Here is a 20,014-nt window from a genome sequence, read left to right as displayed (position 1 = left end):
ACGCGCGCCTGCTAAACGCACCGGTGAAAAAAAACGCACCATGCCGGTGCAGGGTGCGTTTCAGTTTTGCACCAACAGGAATGACTGTTAGCGCGTCGCCTCATTTTAGTGCATCAGGCGCTAAGCGACTCTTCATCGCGCACGCTGGCCGCCAGCTCTTCGCCCGCCAGCTGCAGCTGATACATCTGCCAGTAGCGCCCTTTTGCTTCCAGCAGTTCGCGGTGCGTACCGCGCTCAACGGCCTGTCCGCGATGCAGCACCAGAATGGTGTCCGCGTCAACGATGGTCGAAAGTCGGTGAGCAATCACCACCAGCGTCGTATGGTCGCGGACGGCGGCCAGCGCCTGCTGGATGGCCTGCTCGGTGCCGGAGTCAATGCTGGCCGTGGCTTCATCCAGAATCAGTATCTGCGGCGTTTCAATGAGCACCCGCGCCAGCGCCAGGAGCTGCTTTTGTCCTACGGAGAGATTGTTCCCCTGCTCGCCGAGTTTCGTATTGATCCCGTCGCTAAACCCGCGCGCCAGGGCTGCCAGCTGCACTTTCTCCAGCACCTCCCAGACCTGCTCCTGAGAGTAGTCTCGCCCCAGGGTCACGTTGGCGTAGAAGGTATCGGCCAGCACGACCGGATCCTGCTGCACCATCGCAACGCCTTTGCGTAACACACCGTGACTGAGAGCCGCGAGCGGGCGTCCGTCGAGACGGATTTGCCCCCGGCTGACCGGGTAATACCCCATTAACAGGCTGGCGAGCGTGCTCTTACCGCTGCCGGTATGCCCCACCAGCGCCACGAACCCGCGTGAAGGAACATCAAGCGTGATGTCCTGCAGCACCAGCTGGTCGTCGCGATAGGCAAAGGAGACGTTATCAAAGGCAATGGCCCCGCTTTGCAAAGGACGCTCGTCGTCGCCGTAGGTCTGACGCGGCCTGTCCATCAGCTCGAACACGCGCTCCCCTGCCACCACGGCCTGTTGGAGCATCGACTGTTGTGTCGTCAGCTCAATCAGGGGTTCGTTAAGGCGGCCAAGGTAGCTGATAAAGGCGTATAAAACGCCAACCTCAATGGTTCCTCGTGTGGTCAGGCCAAAGAGCATCAGCAGCCCGCAAAGCACCAGCGCGGAGAAGAGGCTCAGCAGCGGGCGTAACAGGAACCCATCAAGCCGCAGGGTCTGCATGCGCGCCATGTAGTGCGAACGGCTGGCTTCGCCCATCCGCTCGCCAAAACGCGCCTGCTGGCGGAACTGCTGGATGACGCTCATGCCGTTGATCACTTCGTTGAAGCCATCATTGATGTCGGCCAGGTAGGTGCGCACCCGACGGACAATCGGCGTGCTGTAGCGTTGATAGATAACCATCACGATCAGCACCGCCGGGAAGATAGTGATTGCCACCAGCGCCATGCGCCAGTCGAGGCTGAACATCGCCACCAGCATCGCGCCAATCAGCGCTGCGCTGCGCAACACGGTTGCCACCACGGTGACGTACAGATCGCGGATCACCTCCGTATCGTTGGTCACCCGCGAAATCACCTGCCCGACCGGCTGAGTATCAAACTCGCTGAGCGGCTGGCGAAGCGCGGCGTCCATCACGTCCGTACGCAGCTGCTGTACAACGCCCACGGCTGCACGGTTGAACAGCAGAGACTGGGCATAGTGCAGCCCTGCCGCAGTCAGCTGTAACCCAACGTAGGCCACGCCTAAGCCCGCCACCAGCCCCAGCGGCAGGTAGCTTTTAGCGACCATATTGTCGATGAAGTAGCTGATGAGCAGCGGGCCGCTCACCTCGGCAATCGCCGCAATCCAGAGTAAAAGCACGGCCACGGAGAGCGGTTTACGCCACGGCGAGCCGTAGGCCAGCAGACGCTTAAGCGTCGGCCACATCGTTCCGAGCTTACGCATGGGTGGCCTCCTCTGCGTGTTCCGGCGCATCGTCCAGCGCCGCTTCAAGCTGCTGATAGCGATACATATCGCGATACCAACCCGGCTGCTCCGCAAGCGTTTCATGCTGCCCGCGCTGGGCAACGTGCCCGTGCTGCAATACCAGTATTTCGCTGGCTTCGGTAAGCGCTGACAAACGATGGGCGCTGATAATCACCGTGCGTCCGTCGCCCCACTGGCGCAGGTTATGCAGGATCTGGTGCTCGGTACGGCCATCCACGGCGGAAAGCGCATCGTCCAGGATCAGGATTTCCGCATTGAGCAATAGCGCGCGGGCAATGGAGATACGCTGTTTTTGCCCGCCGGACAGCATGACGCCCCGCTCCCCGACTTCCGTATCGTAGCCCTGCGGCAGACGCAAAATATCATCATGTACGCTGGCTAACCGCGCCACATGCTCTATCTCTTCCTGCGTTGCCGACGGACGTCCGAGGGCAATGTTGTTCGCCACGGTGTCCGAAAAGAGAAACGGCGTCTGGCTCACCACCGCCAGACGGCCTCGCCACTCATCCAGCACCAGCCGGGTCAGGGGAATATCATGGAAGCGAATATCACCCTGCGTGACGTCAAAGTGGCGCTGGAGCAAAGAGAGCACGGTACTTTTGCCGGCGCCCGTCGGGCCGCAGATGCCGAGCATCTGGCCTGGCTGAAGCGTAAAGCTAACGTTCTCCAGTACCGGATGTTCCGTTTGCGGATAGACAAACTGACGGACGTCGACTTTCATGACGCCGCGCCCTTCCGGTACCGCTTCGCTCCCGTCATTGACCACTGGCGCTTCGGCCAGCATGGCGCGAATGCGGCTATAGGCGGCGCTGCCGCGCTCCACGATGTTAAACATCCAGGCCAGCGCCAGCATCGGCCAGATCATGAGCCCCAGATACATCGCAAAGCTGGTCAGTTGCCCCAGGGTCAACGCGCCCTGCACCACCATCCAGCTTCCGCCGCCAATCGCCAGCAGGTTTGCCATGCCAATCGCGATATAAATCGTCGGGTCAAAACGGGCGTCAATACGCGCGACGCGCATGTTCTTCGCTCCCGTGTCCGCGGCATCGGCCGCAAACAGCGCGGATTGTCGGTCTTCCAGACCAAACGCTTTAATCATACGGATGCTGGTCATGCTCTCCTGCGTGCGGTCGTTCAGGGAAGAAAACGCCGCCTGGGCAAGCTTAAAGCGTTCGTGCAGCTGTTCGCCGTAGCGATTGATCGCCAGCGCCATCAGCGGCATCGGCAGCAGGGCAAGCAGGGTCAACTGCCAGCTGATCTGCGTGGACATGACGATCAGCACCGCGCAGCCCATCACCAGCGAGTCCACCAGCGTCAGCACCCCTTCCCCGGCGGCAAAGACCACGCGATCGACGTCGTTAGTGGCGCGCGCGATAAGATCACCGGTGCGATGGCGCAGATAAAATTCGGGATGCTGCCGGCTCAGCTGGCGGTAAAAATCCTCACGCAGCTCAACGGCCAACTGATAGGACGCGCCAAACAGCAGCACGCGCCAAACGTAGCGCAGCAGATAAACAATGACGGCCGTCAGCACCAGCGTGCCAACCCACATCAACACCCGTGCGGTGGTGTAATGCTGTTCGGTGACGCCATCCACGACGTATCCCACCACTTTCGGCGGGATCAGCTGCAAAATGGCAATGATAATAAGCAGGAATACGGCGCCGAGATAGCGTTGCCACTCCCGACGAAAGTACCAGCTTAATTGGGCAAATAATCGCACGCGGTTTGTTCCTGAAGGTATTTTACGAAGTTATTCAATAGGTAACGCTGTGGTGTATTTAATCTGTTCCATGGCGAAGCTTGAGGTTACGTCCGATAACCCCGGTACGCTGTTCACCAGTCGCTTGTAGAAATCATCATAGCGCTTCATGTCTGCGACCTGAACGCGCATCAGGTAGTCGTACTCGCCGGCCATACGCCAGAAGCCGAGCACCTCTGGCATTTCGGACACCTGCGTGACAAAGCGGCTATACCACTCGCTGCTGTGATGCTGAGTTTTTATCAGGACAAACGCCGTTAATCCAAGCCCCAGTTTTTCGGGATCCAATAACGCGACGCGTCCCAGCAGAATACCGTCATCCTCAAGCTTCTTGAGGCGCTTCCAGCACGGCGTGGTGGTCAGATTAACGGCATCTGCCAGCGCCTGCAAAGAGAGGGTACAGTCACTTTGCAGTAATGACAGGAGCTTGCGGTCAATTTTATCTAGCATAGCCACCTCACAGAGAAAATTTTTCTCCCTTCATTCTATTTTAAAGGCCAGATAGCAACAATTTTTTCTGTGCTTTTCGCTATCCTAGGCACAAAATGACAAACGGATAACTACGATGAATAGCACTTGGGTTAAACATGCGATCAGCGAAATCAATGCCGACTATCAGCGCTCGGCAGATACGCACCTGATTCGCCTTTCCCTGCCGGGATTTGACGGTATTCAGCTCTATCTGAAAGATGAAAGCACCCATCCTACCGGCAGCCTGAAGCATCGTCTGGCGCGCTCACTGTTTTTATACGGTTTATGTAACGGCTGGATTAAAGAAGGCACCACTATCATTGAATCCTCATCCGGTTCAACGGCGGTGTCCGAAGCCTATTTTGCTCGCCTGCTGGGCCTGCCGTTTATCGCGGTGATGCCTTCCTGCACTGCCAGACGCAAAATCGAACAGATCGAATTTTACGGCGGTCGCTGCCACTTTGTGGAAAGCGCATGCGAAATCTACGCCGCTTCCGAAATGCTGGCCCGCGAGCTCAACGGCCACTATATGGACCAGTTTACCTTCGCCGAGCGCGCGACGGACTGGCGCGGCAATAACAACATTGCCGACAGTATCTTCCGCCAGATGACCCACGAGCCGCACCCGGTTCCGTCGTACATTGTAATGAGCGCCGGGACGGGCGGCACGTCAGCCACTATTGGACGTTACATTCGCTGCCAGGGCTATGATACCCAGCTGATGGTGGTTGATCCGCAGAACTCCGTGTTCCTCGACTACTGGCAAAACCGCGATGCCGGTCTGCGCAGCCCGGTAGGCAGCAAAATTGAAGGGATTGGCCGCCCGCGCGTGGAACCATCGTTCATCCCGGACGTAGTGGATGAGATGATGCGCGTGCCGGATGCCGCAAGCGTGGCAACGGCGCACTGGCTGGAAACGCAGCTGGGCCGCAAAGTCGGCGCGTCGACGGGCACAAATATGTGGGGCGCACTGCAGCTTGCCGCACGCATGCGCGAAGAGGGCCGCACCGGCTCTATCGTCACCCTGCTGTGCGACAGCGGCGAGCGCTACCTGGAAACCTACTATAATGCGGAGTGGGTGCAGGCCAACATCGGCGATATCGCCCCGTGGAAAGCCCGGATTGCAGAGCTGCTGAAATAAAAAAAGCCAGACCGAGGTCTGGCTTGCTGGAAGGGTCTCACTATTCGGGGGAATATGGGAGGTTGTTGTTGTCCAGCCAATGCGTCAAAAAATGAGACACCGCTTCGTTACCGCAGTGCCCAATAACCGGCAGATGGGGAAGTTCTGCTTTTAGCTGCGCCATCGCATTCCCCATAATCAGACCGCGGCCGACGCTGCCCAGCATCTCCCGGTCGTTCATGGCATCGCCAAACGCCATACAGTCCTGCAGCGTTAAGCCCAGGTGGTCGCTCAGTACCGCCAGGGCAGAACCTTTGTTACAGCCCACAGGTAAAACCTCCAGACAATCCACCGCCGAGAAGGTCAGGTGCGCCCGATTACCCAGCGCCTCATTCAGTTGAATGCGTAAGCGGCAGAGATCGTCGTGATCGCCGCAGAAGCAGATCTTGGTCACCGCATGGGCGGGGATCCGACGCAGATCGACAAGCTGATATTTAAAACCGCTGTAGACATGCGCATGCAGCAGTTCCGGAATTTCACGCCCGGTAAACCAGCCCCGATCGTTAAAGACGTGGATGCTGGCCTGCGTGTCCCAGGTGCTGTGCAGCACGATATCCGCCACTTCCGGGTTGAGATCCTGACGGTGCAGCACATCGCCTTCTACAGAATGAATTCGCGTCCCGTTGCCCGTTATCAGAAAGGCGTCGAGGGAAAATGCGCCCAGCAGATGACGCATTTCCAGCACATGACGCCCGGTAGCAAACGTCAGGGTGACATCACGCTCGCGCAGACGCTTCAGCGTGTTCAGGGTTTTCTCCCCCAAACGGTGATCCGGCATTAACAGCGTACCGTCCATATCAAATGCAGCGAGCCGAGCCATGTTTACTCCCGAAATGTGATGCGATTAACTTGTGCATCAGTATCGTGTGAGATATACGGAAGTAATAGTGAATAGATGATAATTATTGTTCCGGGTTTCTCATGCGCCAGCTTAATCGACTTAATCAGTATCACCGCCTCTGGCAGCCGTCCGAGGGTACGACCCAGCAGGTCACCATCAGCGAGCTGGCGGCCCGCTGTTTTTGTAGCGAGCGGCATGTTCGAACGCTGCTGCGTCAGGCCCAGGAAGCGGGCTGGCTGAGCTGGCGAGCGCAGTCTGGTCGCGGTAAACGAGGTGAACTGACGTTCCATGTCACCCCGGAGTCGCTGCGCAATGCGATGATGGAAGAGGCGTTAAAGCGTGGACAGCAGCACAACGCGCTTGAGCTGGCCCAGCTTGCACCAGACGCGCTGCGGTCATTGCTGCATCCGTTTCTGGGCGGACAGTGGCAAAACGACACGCCGACGCTGCGCATCCCCTATTACCGCTCTCTGGACCCGCTTCATCCGGGTTTTCTGCCCGGTCGGGCGGAACAGCATCTGGCCGGACAGATTTTTTCCGGGCTGACGCGCTTTCACGGCAGCTCCAGTGAACCCACGGGCGATCTCGCCCATCACTGGGAGGTGTCGGAGGACGGCCTGCGCTGGCACTTTTATATTCGATCCACCCTGCACTGGCATAACGGCGATAAGGTCGAGACCGGACAGCTTCAGCAGAGCCTGACCGCGCTTTTTGCCCTGCCCGCCCTGCGCAAGCTGTTCCAGAGCGTCTTACGCGTTGACGTCACTCACCCTCAGTGTCTGACATTTACCTTGCACCAGCCGGATTACTGGCTGGCACACCGCCTGGCCACCTACTGCAGCCGTCTTGCCCATCCCGAACAGCCCATGACGGGCAGCGGGCCCTTCAGACTCAGCGTGTATGAACCCGACCTGGTTCGTCTGGAGAGCCATGAACAGTACCATCTCAGCCATCCGCTGCTTAAGGCTATCGAATACTGGATCACGCCGACGCTGTTTGACTCTGGGCTGGGTACCAGCTGTCGTCATCCGGTGCAGATTGCCATTGGCGAGCCGGATGAACTTGAGAGCCTGCGCCTGGTCACCAACAGCACCAGTCTGGGCTTTTGTTATCTCACCCTGAAGCAAAGCCCGCGCCTGAGTGAAATGCAGGCGCGGCGGCTCATCAATATCATTCATCTCTCATCGCTTCTGCATACGCTTGGGCTAAACGAAGGGCTGATTAACCCAACGGAGGAGCTACTGCCCGGCTGGGCGATCCCCCAGTGGCCGGATTTAACGCATGTCCCTCTGCCGAAGAAATTAACCCTGATTTACCATTTGCCGGTTGAGTTACACACGATGGCCCGACAGCTCAAACAGTACCTTGCACAACTGGGCTGCGCGCTTACGGTTATCTTTTACGATGCGAAAACCTGGGATGGATGCCAGCAACTGGCGGACGCGGACATGATGATGGGCGACAGGCTGATTGGCGAAGCCCCGGAATACACGCTTGAGCAGTGGCTGCGCTGTGATCCTCTCTGGCCACACCTGCTGAGCGCGCCTCAATACGCTCATCTGCAGGCCACCCTGGATGCGGTACAGACTCAGGCCGATGAACAGGATCGACATGCTGGCCTGAAAGCCATTTTTAGCCAGCTTATGGAAAACGCGGTCATTACACCGCTGTTTAACTACCAGTATCAAATCAGCGCCCCGCCGGGGGTCAACGGCATTCGCCTTAATACCCGCGGCTGGTTTGATTTTACCGAAGCCTGGCTGCCCGCCCCCAAATCGTGAAGAAGCTGGTCGCCGTCGTGGTCAGGCGGTAACATAACGTTTTTACGTAACTGTCGAGATGATTTATGAAACGTGCCGTCGTCGTGTTCAGCGGAGGACAAGACTCTACTACCTGCCTGGTCCAGGCCCTTCATCAGTATGATGAAGTTCACTGTGTCACTTTCGATTATGGTCAGCGTCATCGCGCTGAAATCGACGTCGCCCGTGAACTGGCCCTGAAACTGGGCGCACGCGCGCACAAGGTACTGGATGTTACGCTGTTAAATGAGCTGGCCGTGAGCAGCCTCACCCGCGACAGCATTCCCGTCCCGGACTACGAACCCGATGCTAGCGGCATTCCGAACACCTTCGTGCCGGGCCGTAATATCCTCTTCCTGACCCTGACGGCGATTTACGCCTACCAGGTAAAAGCCGAAGCGGTGATAACCGGCGTATGTGAGACAGACTTCTCCGGTTACCCGGACTGTCGCGACGAGTTTGTGAAAGCGTTAAACCACGCCGTCAATCTGGGGATGGCGAAAGAGACGCGCTTTGAAACCCCTCTAATGTGGCTGGATAAAGCAGAAACCTGGGCGCTGGCGGACTACTGGGGCAAGCTGGATTTGGTTCGCAGCGAAACCCTCACCTGCTATAACGGCATCAAAGGCGACGGCTGCGGCCAGTGCGCCGCCTGTAACCTGCGCGCTAACGGGCTGAATCATTATCTTGCCGATAAAGTCGGCGTGATTGCCGCGATGCAGAAAAAAACCGGGCTTAAGTAGGGCTATTTAACCGTGCTGTCGAACAGTTTTACGCCGGCAGCACGCGTGACTTTCATCAGCGTGGTCAGCGTTGGGTTGCCGTTGTCAGACAAGGTTCGGTATAGCTGCTGACGGGAAAGACCTGCTTTGGTAGAAATTTCTCCGATACCGCCTCGCGCTTCGATGACCTGACGGAGTGCAATGAGATAGGCAGGGATCCCCTGGTCTTCATAGATCTCTTCCAGGGCTGTTTGCAGATAACGCTGAGCGTTGGAAGGATTCTCTCGCAGCATTTTCACAACAGCATCATGGTGGCTAACAGAGCTCGAATATTTTCGTTCAGCGGCGCTCATTGGAATGTCCTTTTGTTTGATGATCTTTCCAGTAATCTATTGCCAGTTTGATATCTGCTTTTTGGCTCTTTTTGTCACCACCGATCAGTAACAATAAAACCTGCCGATTCTCTACTGAAAAATAGATTCTGTAGCCGGGGCCACTATCGACTCGCATCTCCCAAACACCTTCCCTGAGATACCTGTAATCGCCAAAATTACGTTTTATCGCACGGTTAATCCGCATAAGGATCCGGAAAACCATATCCGGATCCTTTCGATTCATTCTGGCTACCCACTCCTCAAACGGCACTTTTCCGTCACGGGTTCGGTAACGTTCAACAACGTAGTCCCTGTCCATTATTCTATCCCTGAAAAGTTCCTTTGTCTTTTATAAAAGACAAAATTTCTAAGCGATCATCAGCTCCAGCTTTTCCCGCAACTCCCCTTCCAGCGGCAGCGCCTTCTGGGTTTTCAGATCGATACAGACAAACGTAATCAGCGCATCAGCCACTACCTGTCCTTCCGGGTCGAGCGTCACCACCTGGCTTAACACTCCGCTTTTGCCACTGAGCTGCTGTACCTGACTGGTCACGGTGAGCACATCACCCAGTACGGCCGGACGGCGGTAGTTGATGTTGATATTGACGACCACGAACGCGATGTTGTGCGCGGTCAGCCACTGAAAGCTTTCGCTATTTTCGAGCCCGTCCCAGCGCGCTTCTTCAAGAAACTCAAGATAGCGGGCATTGTTCACGTGCTGGTAAACGTCGAGGTGAAAACCGCGTACTTTGATTTTTGTCTGCATAGCGCAATAGCCTTTACTGTTATTGTAGGATTAGAGGTCATAACTGGTATGACCTCTTTATCCTGGCAAATTATCGCTGCAGTGCAAGTAAATGTGGGATTACAACGTCAGGTGTGAGAGGTTGCGCTCAACCAGCGCGCTGCCCATACCCGGAACCTGTTTGAGATCGTCGACAGTTTTGAAAGGACCGTACTCTTCGCGGTAGCTGACGATAGCCTGCGCTTTTTTCAGGCCAACGCCATTCATCGCGCGGGCCAGGTCTTCTGCAGAGGCCGAATTGATACTCACCCGCGTACCGTCATCATCCGCGTTTTTACCGGCGTCAGTCGCTTTGGTTTGCCCCTGCACCGGCGCGGCTGCGTCGGTCTTGCTCTGTATCGTCTGTGGTTTGGCGGCAGGTGTCGCCGCCAGCGCGCCAGCGCTCATCCCGGTGGTGGCAATAGCCAGCGTAATTAACAGTGCTTTGATTCCACGTTTCATGCTGTTAGCTCCTTGTTTGTTGACAGCCACGTCACGATAGCCGTCGAAGAAAACAGGCACAAACAGCAGATTGCAGAAATGGAAAAGGCCGCGAAAGCGGCCTTTAGTTTTTGCAGAGCGTTACGAAATTCTGCGAGCAGATACGTAATTATTGCTGCTGAGTTATCACATCACCCAGCTTAATTTTGGCTTCTTTACGCAGGTTGCTCATCATGGCTTCGAAAGCAATCTGGGCATTGTTCTGGGTAATGCCCTGAACCATCGCTTTCTTCTGCGCTTCTGGCAGGGTGCCGGCTTTCACTTCATCCAGCGCCAGCAGAATGACGTTACCCTTCATATCGGTGGTGGTGCCGAAGCTTGGTTTATCTTTTGCCGGCAGGTTCAGACCAAACGCCGCCTGACTGACAGGATCCTGACCGGTACGGCTCAGCGTTTTCGCCTCACCGAAGCTCAGGCCCGCCGCTTTCAGCGCGTCCTCTTTGCCTGCTTTTAGATCAACCAGAATCTTCTCAGCATCCAGTTTCGCCTGCTGTTCCGCTTTGTTGTGCTTAACCTGAGCGACGACCAGATCCTTCACTTCCGCCAGCGATTTGACCGCTTCAGGCTTGTGCTCGCTGACGCGCAGAACGAACGCACGATCGCCGTCGACGGTAATGATGTCAGAGTTGCTGCCTGGCGTGCCGTTTTCGCCGACCAGACCACCGTTAAAGATGGCATCAGAAACCGGTTTGAAATTCAGCTCTTCCGGCAGGTTGTCACGACCAAACCAACCCGTCTCAACCGCTTTCACTCCAGCCGCCTGCTCTGCACCCGCCAGCGACTCATTGTCGTTGCTGGCTGCATCGCTCACTTTCTGCTGCAGCGCGTAGTAGGCATCCAGCGCTTTTTCCTGCTTCACTTTCGCCGCGATATCATCATGAACCTCAGCCAGCGGCTTGGTTTTTGCAGCGATGATGTCGTCCAGACGGACAACCAGGAAACCCACGGAGGATTTGATGGCGCCTGACAGCTGGCCTTTGTCTTTCAGACCGGCATTTTTCAGCTCATCCGGCGTGGTTGCCTCTTCCAGCCAGCCCATATCACCGCCGTTTTTCGCAGAGATAATGTCGGTGGATTTTGCTTTCGCGACGGTCGCGAAATCAGCGCCTTTGTTCAGCTCATCCAGTACCGCTTTGGCATCAGCCTCGGTTTTGGTCTGAATCACGCTGTAGCGGTTACGCTGCGGCTGAGTGAACTGATCCTGATGCTGGTCGTAGTAAGACTGGATTTCCGCGTCAGACGCGCTTTCCTGCAGCGCAGCCGCATCCAGCTTGATATAGCTCACGCGGAACTGTTCCGGAGAAACAAAAGTATTCTTGTTCTGCTCGTACCAGGCTTTAACGTCAGCGTCGCTTACCTGCTGTTTTGCCGCCAGGGCAATCACATCAATCGTGGCTTCACGTACAACGCGTTGCTGCGCCACCAGCGCGGCCAGTTCATCCGTTTCACCTTTGAGCATGAAATCAGTGCCCACAACGGCATTGATGAGCTGCTGGGTGGTCAGTTGATTACGCAGCGCCTGAGCGTATTGATCGGCAGTCATGCCCATCTGATTGACGATGCTGTTGTAGCGCGCGTTGTCGAATTTACCGTTAGACTGGAAGGCTTGCGTGGAGAAGATGGCTTTTTTCACCTGCTCATCGCTGATGCCAAGGCCCAGTTTTTTGGCATACTGATCCAGCAGCGCTTCGTCGATAAGACGGTTCAGGGTCTGTTGGCGCAGGGTCTTCATGTACCCTTCGTTCGCTGCCAGTTCAGAGAATTGGTCGCCCAGCTGTTGCTGCATACGGTTACGTTCACCGGCAAAAGCATTCTCGAACTGACCACGGCTGATTTCCTGGCCATTCACTTTTGCGGCATAGTTCGCGCCACCGCCAATAAGGTAACTGCTCACGCCGGTCAATATGAACGACACGATAATGATACCGAAAATAATCTTGAGCACGAGACTGTTAGCAGCCGTGCGTAAGCTGTCCATCATGGTGTAACAACACTCCGCTGTAGGTGACTGGTTACCTGACGCTGACGGAAAATCCTGCCCGTCGCGCGTAAGGTCGTATTGTGACAAGAAAACGGGGCGATTGTCAGCCCACAACTCGCATAAACTCGCACAAATCAGGTCTGGACAAACAAAAAAGGCACATCAGAAGATGCGCCCTTGTACTATACGGCTTCCCTGAGACGGGAAAGCAATCAGTTTACTGCGTCTTTCAGCGCTTTACCTGCACGGAAACCCGGCACTTTAGCGGCAGCAATGGTGATCTCTTTACCGGTCTGAGGGTTGCGGCCAGTACGGGCAGCACGCTCTTTAACAGCAAAAGTACCGAAGCCTACCAGTGCAACGTCGTCCCCAGCCTGCAGAGATTCAGTAACAGAAGCAATTAATGCATCTAACGCACGTCCAGCTGCAGCTTTAGAAATATCAGCACCAGCAGCAATTTTGTCAATCAGTTGAGATTTATTCACTGTTCTCTTCCTCTCTTTATAATTTATATCGCGCCTGAATCCTTCACAACGCGACCGCGCAGCAGTTATATCAGGCCTGCCATGACCTTACAACACCCGTTGTTGATGGCTGACCTAATCAGCAATCTAAATTAGCTATACAAAAAAAGGCTGGCAAGTGCGAAATGACTTACCAGCCTTGTTTTTATTGACGCTCTTTGCGCGAGGTCACTATTTTGCGGTTACAACCTGCATTCCGGACGGTTCATTCTGCAATGCGAGACTAAGAACTTCCTCAATTCGCTTCACAGGATGGATCTGCAGATCGGCAATCACGTTGTCCGGAATCTCTTCCAGATCGCGTTTGTTTTCGTAAGGGATCAATACAGTTTTGATCCCACCGCGATGTGCCGCCAGCAGTTTTTCTTTTAAGCCGCCAATCGGCAGAACCTGACCACGCAGCGTAATCTCGCCGGTCATCGCCACATCGGCGCGTACCGGGTTACCTGTCAGACAAGAAACCAGAGCGGTACACATGGCAATACCCGCGCTTGGGCCATCTTTCGGCGTCGCCCCTTCAGGTACGTGCACGTGGATGTCGCGTTTTTCGTAGAAATCCGGGTTAATCCCCAGTTTTTCCGCACGCGCGCGCACCACGGTCAGTGCCGCCTGAATGGATTCCTGCATCACTTCACCCAGAGAACCGGTGTAGGTCAGCTTGCCTTTACCCGGTACACAGGCGGTTTCGATGGTCAGCAGATCGCCGCCCACTTCCGTCCATGCCAGGCCGGTCACCTGACCAACGCGGTTTTCGTTGTCCGCGCGACCGTAGTCGAAACGCTGAACGCCGAGATAGGCATGCAGGTTGTCGCCGTTAATCACAATGTGCTTCAGGCTCTTATCCAGCAGCAGCTGTTTCACCGCTTTACGGCACAGTTTAGAGATTTCACGCTCAAGGCTACGCACGCCCGCTTCACGGGTGTAGTAGCGGATGATGCCAATAATCGCGCTGTCCTCTACGGTCAGCTCGTTGGCTTTCAGCGCGTTACGCTCAATCTGTTTCGGCAGCAGGTGCTGCTTAGCAATGTTCAGCTTCTCATCTTCGGTGTAACCGGAGAGACGGATCACTTCCATACGGTCCAGCAGCGGAGCCGGAATGTTCATGGAGTTCGACGTCGCCACAAACATGACGTCGCTCAGGTCGTAATCCACTTCCAGGTAGTGATCGCTGAACGCCACGTTCTGTTCTGGATCAAGCACTTCCAACAGCGCAGACGCAGGGTCGCCACGCATGTCCGACGACATTTTGTCGATCTCATCGAGCAGGAACAGCGGGTTTTTAACGCCCACTTTCGCCATCTTCTGGATCAGTTTACCCGGCATAGAACCGATGTAGGTACGGCGGTGACCGCGGATTTCCGCCTCATCGCGTACGCCACCCAGCGCCATACGGATATACTTACGTCCGGTCGCTTTGGCGATGGACTGACCCAGAGAGGTTTTACCCACCCCCGGCGGTCCAACCAGGCACAGAATTGGGCCCTTAATTTTGTTCACACGGCTTTGTACCGCGAGGTACTCAAGAATGCGGTCTTTCACGCGTTCCAGGCCGTAGTGGTCGGTATCGAGGATTTCCTGCGCCTGACGCAGGTCTTTTTTGACCTTGCTGCGGGCGTTCCACGGAACCTGCACCATCCACTCAATGTAGCCGCGGACAACGGTCGCTTCAGCCGACATCGGAGACATCATTTTCAGCTTCTGCAGTTCAGCTTCCGCTTTCTCTTTTGCCTCTTTCGGCATCTTCGCCGCGTCGATCTTGCGCTTCAGCGCTTCGTTTTCGTCCGGCGCGTCGTCCATCTCACCGAGTTCTTTCTGAATGGCTTTCATTTGCTCATTCAGATAGTACTCACGCTGAGATTTCTCCATCTGCTTTTTCACGCGGTTGCGAATACGCTTCTCAACCTGCAGCAGATCGATTTCAGACTCCATCATCGCCATCAGGTATTCCAGACGTTCGTTAACGTCGGACATTTCCAGCACGGACTGTTTGTCAGCCAGCTTCAGCGGCATATGGGCAGCGATGGTGTCCGCCAGACGTGCAGGATCGTCGATGCTGTTCAGCGACGTCAGCACTTCTGGTGGGATTTTCTTGTTCAGCTTGATATAGCCTTCAAACTGGCTAATCGCGGTGCGAACCAGCACTTCCTGTTCGCGCTCATCAAGTTCAGGCGAATCAAGGTACTCTGCCTTCGCAGAGAAGTGTTCGCCGTCGTCTGACAGAGTGGTAATACGCGCACGCTGCAGGCCTTCTACCAGCACCTTGACGGTGCCGTCAGGCAGCTTCAGCATCTGCAAAATAGAGGCCACGGTCCCGACGGTGAAAAGATCGTTTACACCCGGCTCATCCGTTGATGCTTCTTTCTGCGCCACCAGCATGATTTTTTTATCATGATCCATAGCGGCTTCGAGGCAACGGATAGATTTTTCCCGCCCTACAAATAAGGGTATGACCATGTGCGGATAAACCACCACATCGCGCAACGGCAATACGGGGATTTCAATGCGTTCAGAACGCTCAGGATTCATAGAGCTCTCTCTTAGTTAGTGTCCGCCAGGTAAGCTGGTCATGTCACTGTGCTTCACATAACCATTAACATGTATCCAGTATATGGGGATGTTTCCCACACATTCAACGCTATGAATAAGGAAAAAGTAAAGGGGAGATAAAATCCCCCCTTTTTGATTAACTGCTTGTATGATTTGGTGAATTATTCGCCAGATGCCTGCTGCGCTTCCGGTTTACCGTAAATCAGCAGCGGCTTGGTTTGACCGCTAATGACGGACTCGTCAATCACCACTTTCTCAACGTCTTCCATCGACGGCAGATCGTACATGGTGTCGAGCAGCGCCGCTTCAACGATAGAACGCAGGCCGCGCGCGCCGGTTTTGCGAATCATTGCTTTTTTGGCAATGGCATCCAGCGCTTCGTCACGGAATTCCAGGTCAACGCCTTCCAGATTGAACAGCGCCTGATACTGCTTGGTCAGCGCATTTTTCGGCTCTTTCAGGATCTGGATCAGCGCGTCTTCACTCAGTTCATTCAGCGTTGCCACAACCGGCAGACGGCCGATGAATTCAGGGATCAGACCAAATTTGATCAGATCTTCTGGTTCAACCTGTGACAGGAGCTCGCCTTCGTTCGGTTTTTCGGACGTTGATTTCACCGTTGCGCCAAAACCAATGCCGGAGCCGGTTTCAACACGGTGGGAGATGACTTTATCCAGACCGGCAAACGCACCACCACAGATGAACAGGATCTTGGAGGTATCAACCTGCAGGAACTCCTGCTGCGGATGCTTACGGCCTCCCTGCGGCGGAACGGCAGCAACCGTACCTTCGATCAGCTTCAGCAGTGCCTGCTGTACGCCTTCACCCGATACGTCGCGGGTGATGGACGGGTTGTCTGATTTACGCGAGATCTTGTCGATCTCATCGATGTAAACAATCCCACGCTGGGCTTTCTGCACGTCGTAATCGCATTTCTGCAGCAGTTTCTGGATGATGTTTTCGACGTCCTCACCCACATAACCGGCTTCGGTCAGGGTGGTGGCATCCGCCATGGTGAACGGAACATCCAGCAGGCGTGCCAGGGTTTCAGCCAGCAGCGTTTTACCGGAACCGGTTGGGCCGATAAGCAGAATGTTACTTTTACCCAGTTCTACGCCATTGCTGGTATCGCCGTTACGCAGACGTTTGTAGTGGTTATATACCGCTACTGCCAGCACTTTCTTGGCCTGTTCCTGACCGATGACATAGTCGTCAAGGTGATGACGAATCTCATGCGGCGTTGGCAGCGCACTACGTTCGCGGTGTGGCGCGACTTCTTTAATCTCTTCGCGAATGATGTCGTTACATAAATCGACACATTCGTCGCAGATATACACGGACGGCCCGGCAATCAGTTTACGCACTTCATGCTGGCTTTTGCCGCAAAAAGAGCAGTACAGCAGTTTGCCCGAACCATCTTTGCGTTTATCTGTCATGAGTCCAAACCTCTTTTTAAGTTCTTTGTGCCGCACATGACGACGCAAATGCCATTCTAAGACGCAAGCTGCTCTCAGGCAGAGTGCCGCCTTACCTTAGTATAGCGGCACACTCGCGTCGCGGGCATCAATTACGATGGGTCAACACGGAGTCGACTAAGCCGTACTCAACTGCCTCTGGAGCAGAGAGGAAGCGATCGCGCTCGGTATCGCGCTCGATCTGCTCGAGTGGTTGACCCGTATGCTGCGCCATAAGTTCATTCATGCGCGCTTTTACTTTCAGAATTTCGCGGGCGTGGATTTCAATATCCGTCGCCTGCCCCTGGTAACCGCCCAGCGGCTGGTGAATCATCACGCGGGAATTAGGCAAGCAGAAACGCTTACCTTTAGCCCCTGCTGTTAACAGGAACGCGCCCATAGATGCAGCCTGACCCATACAGATAGTGCTTACATCTGGCTTGATGAATTGCATGGTGTCATAAATGGACATACCTGCTGTAATCACGCCACCCGGGGAGTTAATGTACAGGTAAATGTCTTTTTCCGGGTTTTCCGCTTCCAGAAACAGCATCTGCGCCACGATCAGGTTAGCCATGTGGTCTTCCACCTGGCCTGTCAGAAAGATAACGCGTTCCTTGAGCAGACGGGAATAGATATCAAAAGACCGCTCACCACGTGAGGTCTGTTCAATAACCATTGGCACCAGAGCCATATGGGGTGCAAAGTTATCTCGTTCGCCACTGTATGACATTTCCGTCTCCTGGATCAAAATTGAAAACACCTGCTGTACTGATTGTAACCTTACGGACGGATTATCAGCCAGTCTCATTCATCGTGATTACGTACTTATGGGGTTCACAGTGCCCTATTTCAAGCATAACAACCTTTTGTTGTTACGCTAACACCGAAAGGGCGTTTTAGCACTCTTCCTGGGCTAAAGCTGCGATAAAAAAAACCCGCTGCCGCAAGGCAACGGGTTTTCTGTTCAAACTTTAAACCGTTGGGGCGAAATTACGCCTGCTGGTTCATCAGTTCGTTGAAAGAGGTCGCTTTTTCGGTCACTTTCGCTTTCGCCAGTACCGCTTCAACAGCCTGCTCTTCCAGGGCAACATTGCGCATGTTGTCCATCAGCTCTTTGTTCTTACCGTAGAACTCGATCACTTCTGATGGATCTTCGTATGCAGAAGCCATCTCTTCGATCAGGCCTTTCACACGCTCTTCGTCAGCTTTCAGCTCGTGGGTACGAATCACTTCGCCCAGCAGCAGGCCAACAACAACGCGGCGTTTAGCTTGCTCTTCGAACAGCTCGCGCGGCAGTTCCATCGCTTGCTGCTGGTTGCCACCGAAACGCTGTGCAGCCTGACGGCGCAGCACGTCGATTTCGCTGTCGATCAGGGCAGCTGGAACGTCGATTTCGTTGGCTTTAACCAGACCGTCGATCGCCTGAGATTTAACACGGTTACGCACAGCGCCGTTCAGCTCGCGCTCCATGTTTTTACGGACTTCGGTACGCAGGCCCGCAACAGAACCATCTTCCACGCCGAAACGCTTGATGAATTCTTCAGTCAGTTCTGGCAGTTCGCGCTCTTCAACTTTCTTCAGGTTGATGACGAACTTGGCTGCTTTCCCTTTCAGGTTTTCAGCGTGGTACTCTTCAGGGAAGGTCACGTCGATGGTGAACTCTTCGCCCGCTTTGTGGCCTTTGATACCGTCTTCGAAGCCTGGGATCATACGACCCTGGCCCATTGCCAGTACGAAGTCAGACGCTTTGCCGCCTTCGAACTCTTCGCCATCTACAGAACCGGTGAAGTCGATAGTTACACGGTCTTCCGCGTCAACAGCGCCTTCTTTCTCTTTCCAGTTCGCCTGCTGCTTGCGCAGGGTATCCAGCATGCCGTCAACGTCTTCGTCAGTCACGGAAACAACTGGTTTTTCAACTTCGATAGATTCCAGACCCTTCAGCTCAACTTCCGGGTACACTTCGAACTCGACGGAGTAGGTGAAGTCTTCGCCCAGCTTGTATTCGCCTGGAACGTAGTTCGGCGCGCCGGCCGGATTGATTTTTTCTTTGATGATCGCATCGATAAAGTTGCGGCTCATCAGTTCACCCAGCACATCCTGACGCACGGAAGCGCCATAACGCTGAGCAACAACATTCATTGGTACTTTGCCCTTACGGAAGCCGTCAATACGTACTTTTTTTGCTACGTTGACCAGCTCGCTTTTCACAGCAGTTTCGATGCTGTCAGCAGCGATAGTAATCGTTACACGGCGGCCAAGGCCTTGAGTGGTTTCAACTGAAACTTGCATCTTGTTACCTCAAAAAAATCACAGTGCTCGGTCAACTCTGAATCTGTCTGTTATACCGGGATGCTCTCTTAGTGCAGATTCACATTCCCTGTCGCCAGAATCATCCCGAAGACATTCAATAAGACGCGGCATTATAGCGGCATCACTTAGGTGAGTCGAGAACGGTTGGGGCATGTTGCTGCGGCTTTTTTCACACTTTAAGGCTATTTTTAGCCTTAAAATCGCTCCATCCGCTCAAAACTCAGACAAAACAAAACGGCCCGGAGGCCGTTTTGAGGAAATCTGTTAGCAACATACTGGAAAAGCTCCAGCCGTTGCAAATCCGATTTATCAGGCGATGGTGCCTGCACCGCGACAAGGCGGTGACGCAAAAACCGTATCCTGCAAACCTTCCCATTCCTTAATGGTGTAAGTGTGCAATGCCAGAGCATGTACGGTTGTGGAGAGTTCTTCCGTCAAGGTGCTGTAGATCAAGCGGTGTCGGTTCAGGAAACGTTCTCCCGTGAAGCGATCGCTAACCAGAACCACTTTGAAGTGGCTTTCAGAACCTGCCGGCACGTTATGACGATAGCTTTCGTCGACGACTTCGAGGAACACAGGGTTGAACGCTGCCCTTAATTTATCTTCTATCTGCTCACGTATCATCATGAAATTACTCCTCCGACAACGCCAGGATGTCACCCATCCCTTTAAATGTTAGCCGCTTTTACCGTTTCCATTACATCAAGACAACAAATATTTAGCTTTCATCTGATTTTCTCATTCAAAGGAATGAAGTTCACTGTGAGACTCATACCTTTTGTCATTCACCGGAGAAGAAAAAGGGTGCGCTGGTCAGTTTTCAG

Annotated in this window: 18 protein-coding genes; 3 read left to right on the top strand and 15 right to left on the bottom strand. The window is 54.5% G+C overall.

All coding sequences use genetic code 11. From position 1 onward, the window contains the following. Nucleotides 1–113 precede the first annotated feature (113 nt). Genes AC3WOK_RS16465 through AC3WOK_RS16455 form a run of 3 tightly spaced genes read right to left on the bottom strand, consistent with a single transcriptional unit; the run spans nucleotide 114 to nucleotide 4,149 of the window. Complete coding sequence (locus AC3WOK_RS16465) at nucleotides 114–1,895, bottom strand: SmdB family multidrug efflux ABC transporter permease/ATP-binding protein (RefSeq protein ID WP_492354818.1); 1,782 nt, start codon at nucleotides 1,893–1,895, stop codon at nucleotides 114–116. Next, nucleotides 1,888–3,660: a SmdA family multidrug ABC transporter permease/ATP-binding protein gene (locus AC3WOK_RS16460; RefSeq protein WP_047347268.1), complete on the bottom strand. Its 1,773-nt coding sequence runs from the start codon at nucleotides 3,658–3,660 to the stop codon at nucleotides 1,888–1,890. The genes AC3WOK_RS16465 and AC3WOK_RS16460 overlap by 8 nt, the downstream gene beginning before the upstream one ends. Nucleotides 3,661–3,690: 30 nt before the next feature. After that, on the bottom strand, nucleotides 3,691–4,149 hold the full coding sequence (locus tag AC3WOK_RS16455) for an Lrp/AsnC family transcriptional regulator (protein WP_047347269.1): 459 nt from the start codon (nucleotides 4,147–4,149) through the stop codon (nucleotides 3,691–3,693). A 115-nt stretch (nucleotides 4,150–4,264) separates the two neighbouring features. Here AC3WOK_RS16455 and AC3WOK_RS16450 point away from each other — a divergent pair, with 115 nt between their 5' ends. Next, entirely contained in the window at nucleotides 4,265–5,311 is a 1,047-nt protein-coding gene (locus AC3WOK_RS16450) for a PLP-dependent cysteine synthase family protein (RefSeq protein ID WP_047347270.1), read from the top strand. 40 nt (nucleotides 5,312–5,351) lie between these two features. On the opposite strand, the gene cof is transcribed toward AC3WOK_RS16450, so the two are convergent. Further along, a complete protein-coding gene (cof, locus tag AC3WOK_RS16445) occupies nucleotides 5,352–6,170 on the bottom strand; it encodes an HMP-PP phosphatase (RefSeq protein ID WP_492354817.1) in 819 nt (272 codons plus the stop codon). Between the two features lie 101 nt (nucleotides 6,171–6,271). Between cof and AC3WOK_RS16440 the strand changes: the two genes are divergently transcribed. Continuing rightward, nucleotides 6,272–7,972 carry an SgrR family transcriptional regulator gene (locus AC3WOK_RS16440; protein WP_492354816.1) on the top strand — a complete coding sequence of 567 codons (1,701 nt, stop codon included), beginning with the start codon at nucleotides 6,272–6,274 and terminating at the stop codon, nucleotides 7,970–7,972. A 65-nt stretch (nucleotides 7,973–8,037) separates the two neighbouring features. After that, a complete protein-coding gene (queC, locus tag AC3WOK_RS16435; protein ID WP_492354815.1) occupies nucleotides 8,038–8,733 on the top strand; it encodes a 7-cyano-7-deazaguanine synthase QueC in 696 nt (231 codons plus the stop codon). 2 nt (nucleotides 8,734–8,735) lie between these two features. Here queC and AC3WOK_RS16430 read toward each other — a convergent pair whose 3' ends face one another. The 11 genes from AC3WOK_RS16430 to bolA form a co-directional block, all read right to left on the bottom strand. Continuing rightward, entirely contained in the window at nucleotides 8,736–9,005 is a 270-nt protein-coding gene (locus tag AC3WOK_RS16430) for an addiction module antidote protein (protein ID WP_492354899.1), read from the bottom strand. A gap of 46 nt (nucleotides 9,006–9,051) precedes the next feature. After that, nucleotides 9,052–9,405, bottom strand: coding sequence for a type II toxin-antitoxin system RelE/ParE family toxin (locus AC3WOK_RS16425; RefSeq protein WP_063429258.1), 354 nt, complete (start codon nucleotides 9,403–9,405; stop codon nucleotides 9,052–9,054). 48 nt (nucleotides 9,406–9,453) lie between these two features. Continuing rightward, nucleotides 9,454–9,852 (bottom strand): YbgC/FadM family acyl-CoA thioesterase, encoded by a 399-nt coding sequence (locus tag AC3WOK_RS16420; RefSeq protein ID WP_047347276.1) that lies wholly within the window; start codon nucleotides 9,850–9,852, stop codon nucleotides 9,454–9,456. A gap of 99 nt (nucleotides 9,853–9,951) precedes the next feature. After that, nucleotides 9,952–10,332, bottom strand: coding sequence for a helix-hairpin-helix domain-containing protein (locus AC3WOK_RS16415; RefSeq protein ID WP_492354814.1), 381 nt, complete (start codon nucleotides 10,330–10,332; stop codon nucleotides 9,952–9,954). Nucleotides 10,333–10,480: 148 nt separating this feature from the next. Further along, nucleotides 10,481–12,352 carry a peptidylprolyl isomerase gene (ppiD, locus tag AC3WOK_RS16410; RefSeq protein WP_492354813.1) on the bottom strand — a complete coding sequence of 624 codons (1,872 nt, stop codon included), beginning with the start codon at nucleotides 12,350–12,352 and terminating at the stop codon, nucleotides 10,481–10,483. Nucleotides 12,353–12,564: 212 nt separating this feature from the next. Further along, complete coding sequence (gene hupB / locus AC3WOK_RS16405) at nucleotides 12,565–12,837, bottom strand: nucleoid-associated protein HU-beta (protein WP_002444653.1); 273 nt, start codon at nucleotides 12,835–12,837, stop codon at nucleotides 12,565–12,567. Between the two features lie 210 nt (nucleotides 12,838–13,047). Beyond that, the gene (gene lon, locus AC3WOK_RS16400) at nucleotides 13,048–15,402 is read right to left on the bottom strand and encodes an endopeptidase La (protein ID WP_023334706.1); all 2,355 of its coding nucleotides are present in this window, start codon (nucleotides 15,400–15,402) and stop codon (nucleotides 13,048–13,050) included. Nucleotides 15,403–15,584: 182 nt separating this feature from the next. After that, a complete protein-coding gene (clpX, locus tag AC3WOK_RS16395) occupies nucleotides 15,585–16,859 on the bottom strand; it encodes an ATP-dependent protease ATP-binding subunit ClpX (protein ID WP_024906819.1) in 1,275 nt (424 codons plus the stop codon). A gap of 127 nt (nucleotides 16,860–16,986) precedes the next feature. Next, nucleotides 16,987–17,610 (bottom strand): ATP-dependent Clp endopeptidase proteolytic subunit ClpP, encoded by a 624-nt coding sequence (clpP, locus tag AC3WOK_RS16390; RefSeq protein ID WP_010428105.1) that lies wholly within the window; start codon nucleotides 17,608–17,610, stop codon nucleotides 16,987–16,989. Between the two features lie 260 nt (nucleotides 17,611–17,870). Then, entirely contained in the window at nucleotides 17,871–19,169 is a 1,299-nt protein-coding gene (gene tig, locus AC3WOK_RS16385) for a trigger factor (RefSeq protein ID WP_429053687.1), read from the bottom strand. Between the two features lie 330 nt (nucleotides 19,170–19,499). Beyond that, nucleotides 19,500–19,817, bottom strand: a complete 318-nt coding sequence (bolA, locus tag AC3WOK_RS16380) for a transcriptional regulator BolA (protein WP_013095855.1) — start codon at nucleotides 19,815–19,817, stop codon at nucleotides 19,500–19,502. Between the last annotated feature and the right edge of the window lie 197 nt (nucleotides 19,818–20,014).

The sequence above is a fragment of the Enterobacter sp. FW301-JW81 genome, assembly GCF_058788735.1.
This window is presented reverse-complemented; position numbering and strand designations above follow the sequence as displayed.

What these genes read in the sequence shown, in the direction of transcription:
- AC3WOK_RS16465 (WP_492354818.1), bottom strand. Translation starts at nt 1,895, where the DNA reads ATGCGTAAGCTCGGAACGATGTGGCCGACGCTTAAGCGTCTGCTGGCC.
- AC3WOK_RS16455 (WP_047347269.1), bottom strand. Translation starts at nt 4,149, where the DNA reads ATGCTAGATAAAATTGACCGCAAGCTCCTGTCATTACTGCAAAGTGAC.
- AC3WOK_RS16450 (WP_047347270.1), top strand. Translation starts at nt 4,265, where the DNA reads ATGAATAGCACTTGGGTTAAACATGCGATCAGCGAAATCAATGCCGAC.
- cof (WP_492354817.1), bottom strand. Translation starts at nt 6,170, where the DNA reads ATGGCTCGGCTCGCTGCATTTGATATGGACGGTACGCTGTTAATGCCG.
- AC3WOK_RS16440 (WP_492354816.1), top strand. Translation starts at nt 6,272, where the DNA reads ATGCGCCAGCTTAATCGACTTAATCAGTATCACCGCCTCTGGCAGCCG.
- queC (WP_492354815.1), top strand. Translation starts at nt 8,038, where the DNA reads ATGAAACGTGCCGTCGTCGTGTTCAGCGGAGGACAAGACTCTACTACC.
- AC3WOK_RS16430 (WP_492354899.1), bottom strand. Translation starts at nt 9,005, where the DNA reads ATGCTGCGAGAGAATCCTTCCAACGCTCAGCGTTATCTGCAAACAGCC.
- AC3WOK_RS16425 (WP_063429258.1), bottom strand. Translation starts at nt 9,405, where the DNA reads ATGGACAGGGACTACGTTGTTGAACGTTACCGAACCCGTGACGGAAAA.
- AC3WOK_RS16420 (WP_047347276.1), bottom strand. Translation starts at nt 9,852, where the DNA reads ATGCAGACAAAAATCAAAGTACGCGGTTTTCACCTCGACGTTTACCAG.
- AC3WOK_RS16415 (WP_492354814.1), bottom strand. Translation starts at nt 10,332, where the DNA reads ATGAAACGTGGAATCAAAGCACTGTTAATTACGCTGGCTATTGCCACC.
- ppiD (WP_492354813.1), bottom strand. Translation starts at nt 12,352, where the DNA reads ATGATGGACAGCTTACGCACGGCTGCTAACAGTCTCGTGCTCAAGATT.
- lon (WP_023334706.1), bottom strand. Translation starts at nt 15,402, where the DNA reads ATGAATCCTGAGCGTTCTGAACGCATTGAAATCCCCGTATTGCCGTTG.
- clpX (WP_024906819.1), bottom strand. Translation starts at nt 16,859, where the DNA reads ATGACAGATAAACGCAAAGATGGTTCGGGCAAACTGCTGTACTGCTCT.
- clpP (WP_010428105.1), bottom strand. Translation starts at nt 17,610, where the DNA reads ATGTCATACAGTGGCGAACGAGATAACTTTGCACCCCATATGGCTCTG.
- tig (WP_429053687.1), bottom strand. Translation starts at nt 19,169, where the DNA reads ATGCAAGTTTCAGTTGAAACCACTCAAGGCCTTGGCCGCCGTGTAACG.
- bolA (WP_013095855.1), bottom strand. Translation starts at nt 19,817, where the DNA reads ATGATGATACGTGAGCAGATAGAAGATAAATTAAGGGCAGCGTTCAAC.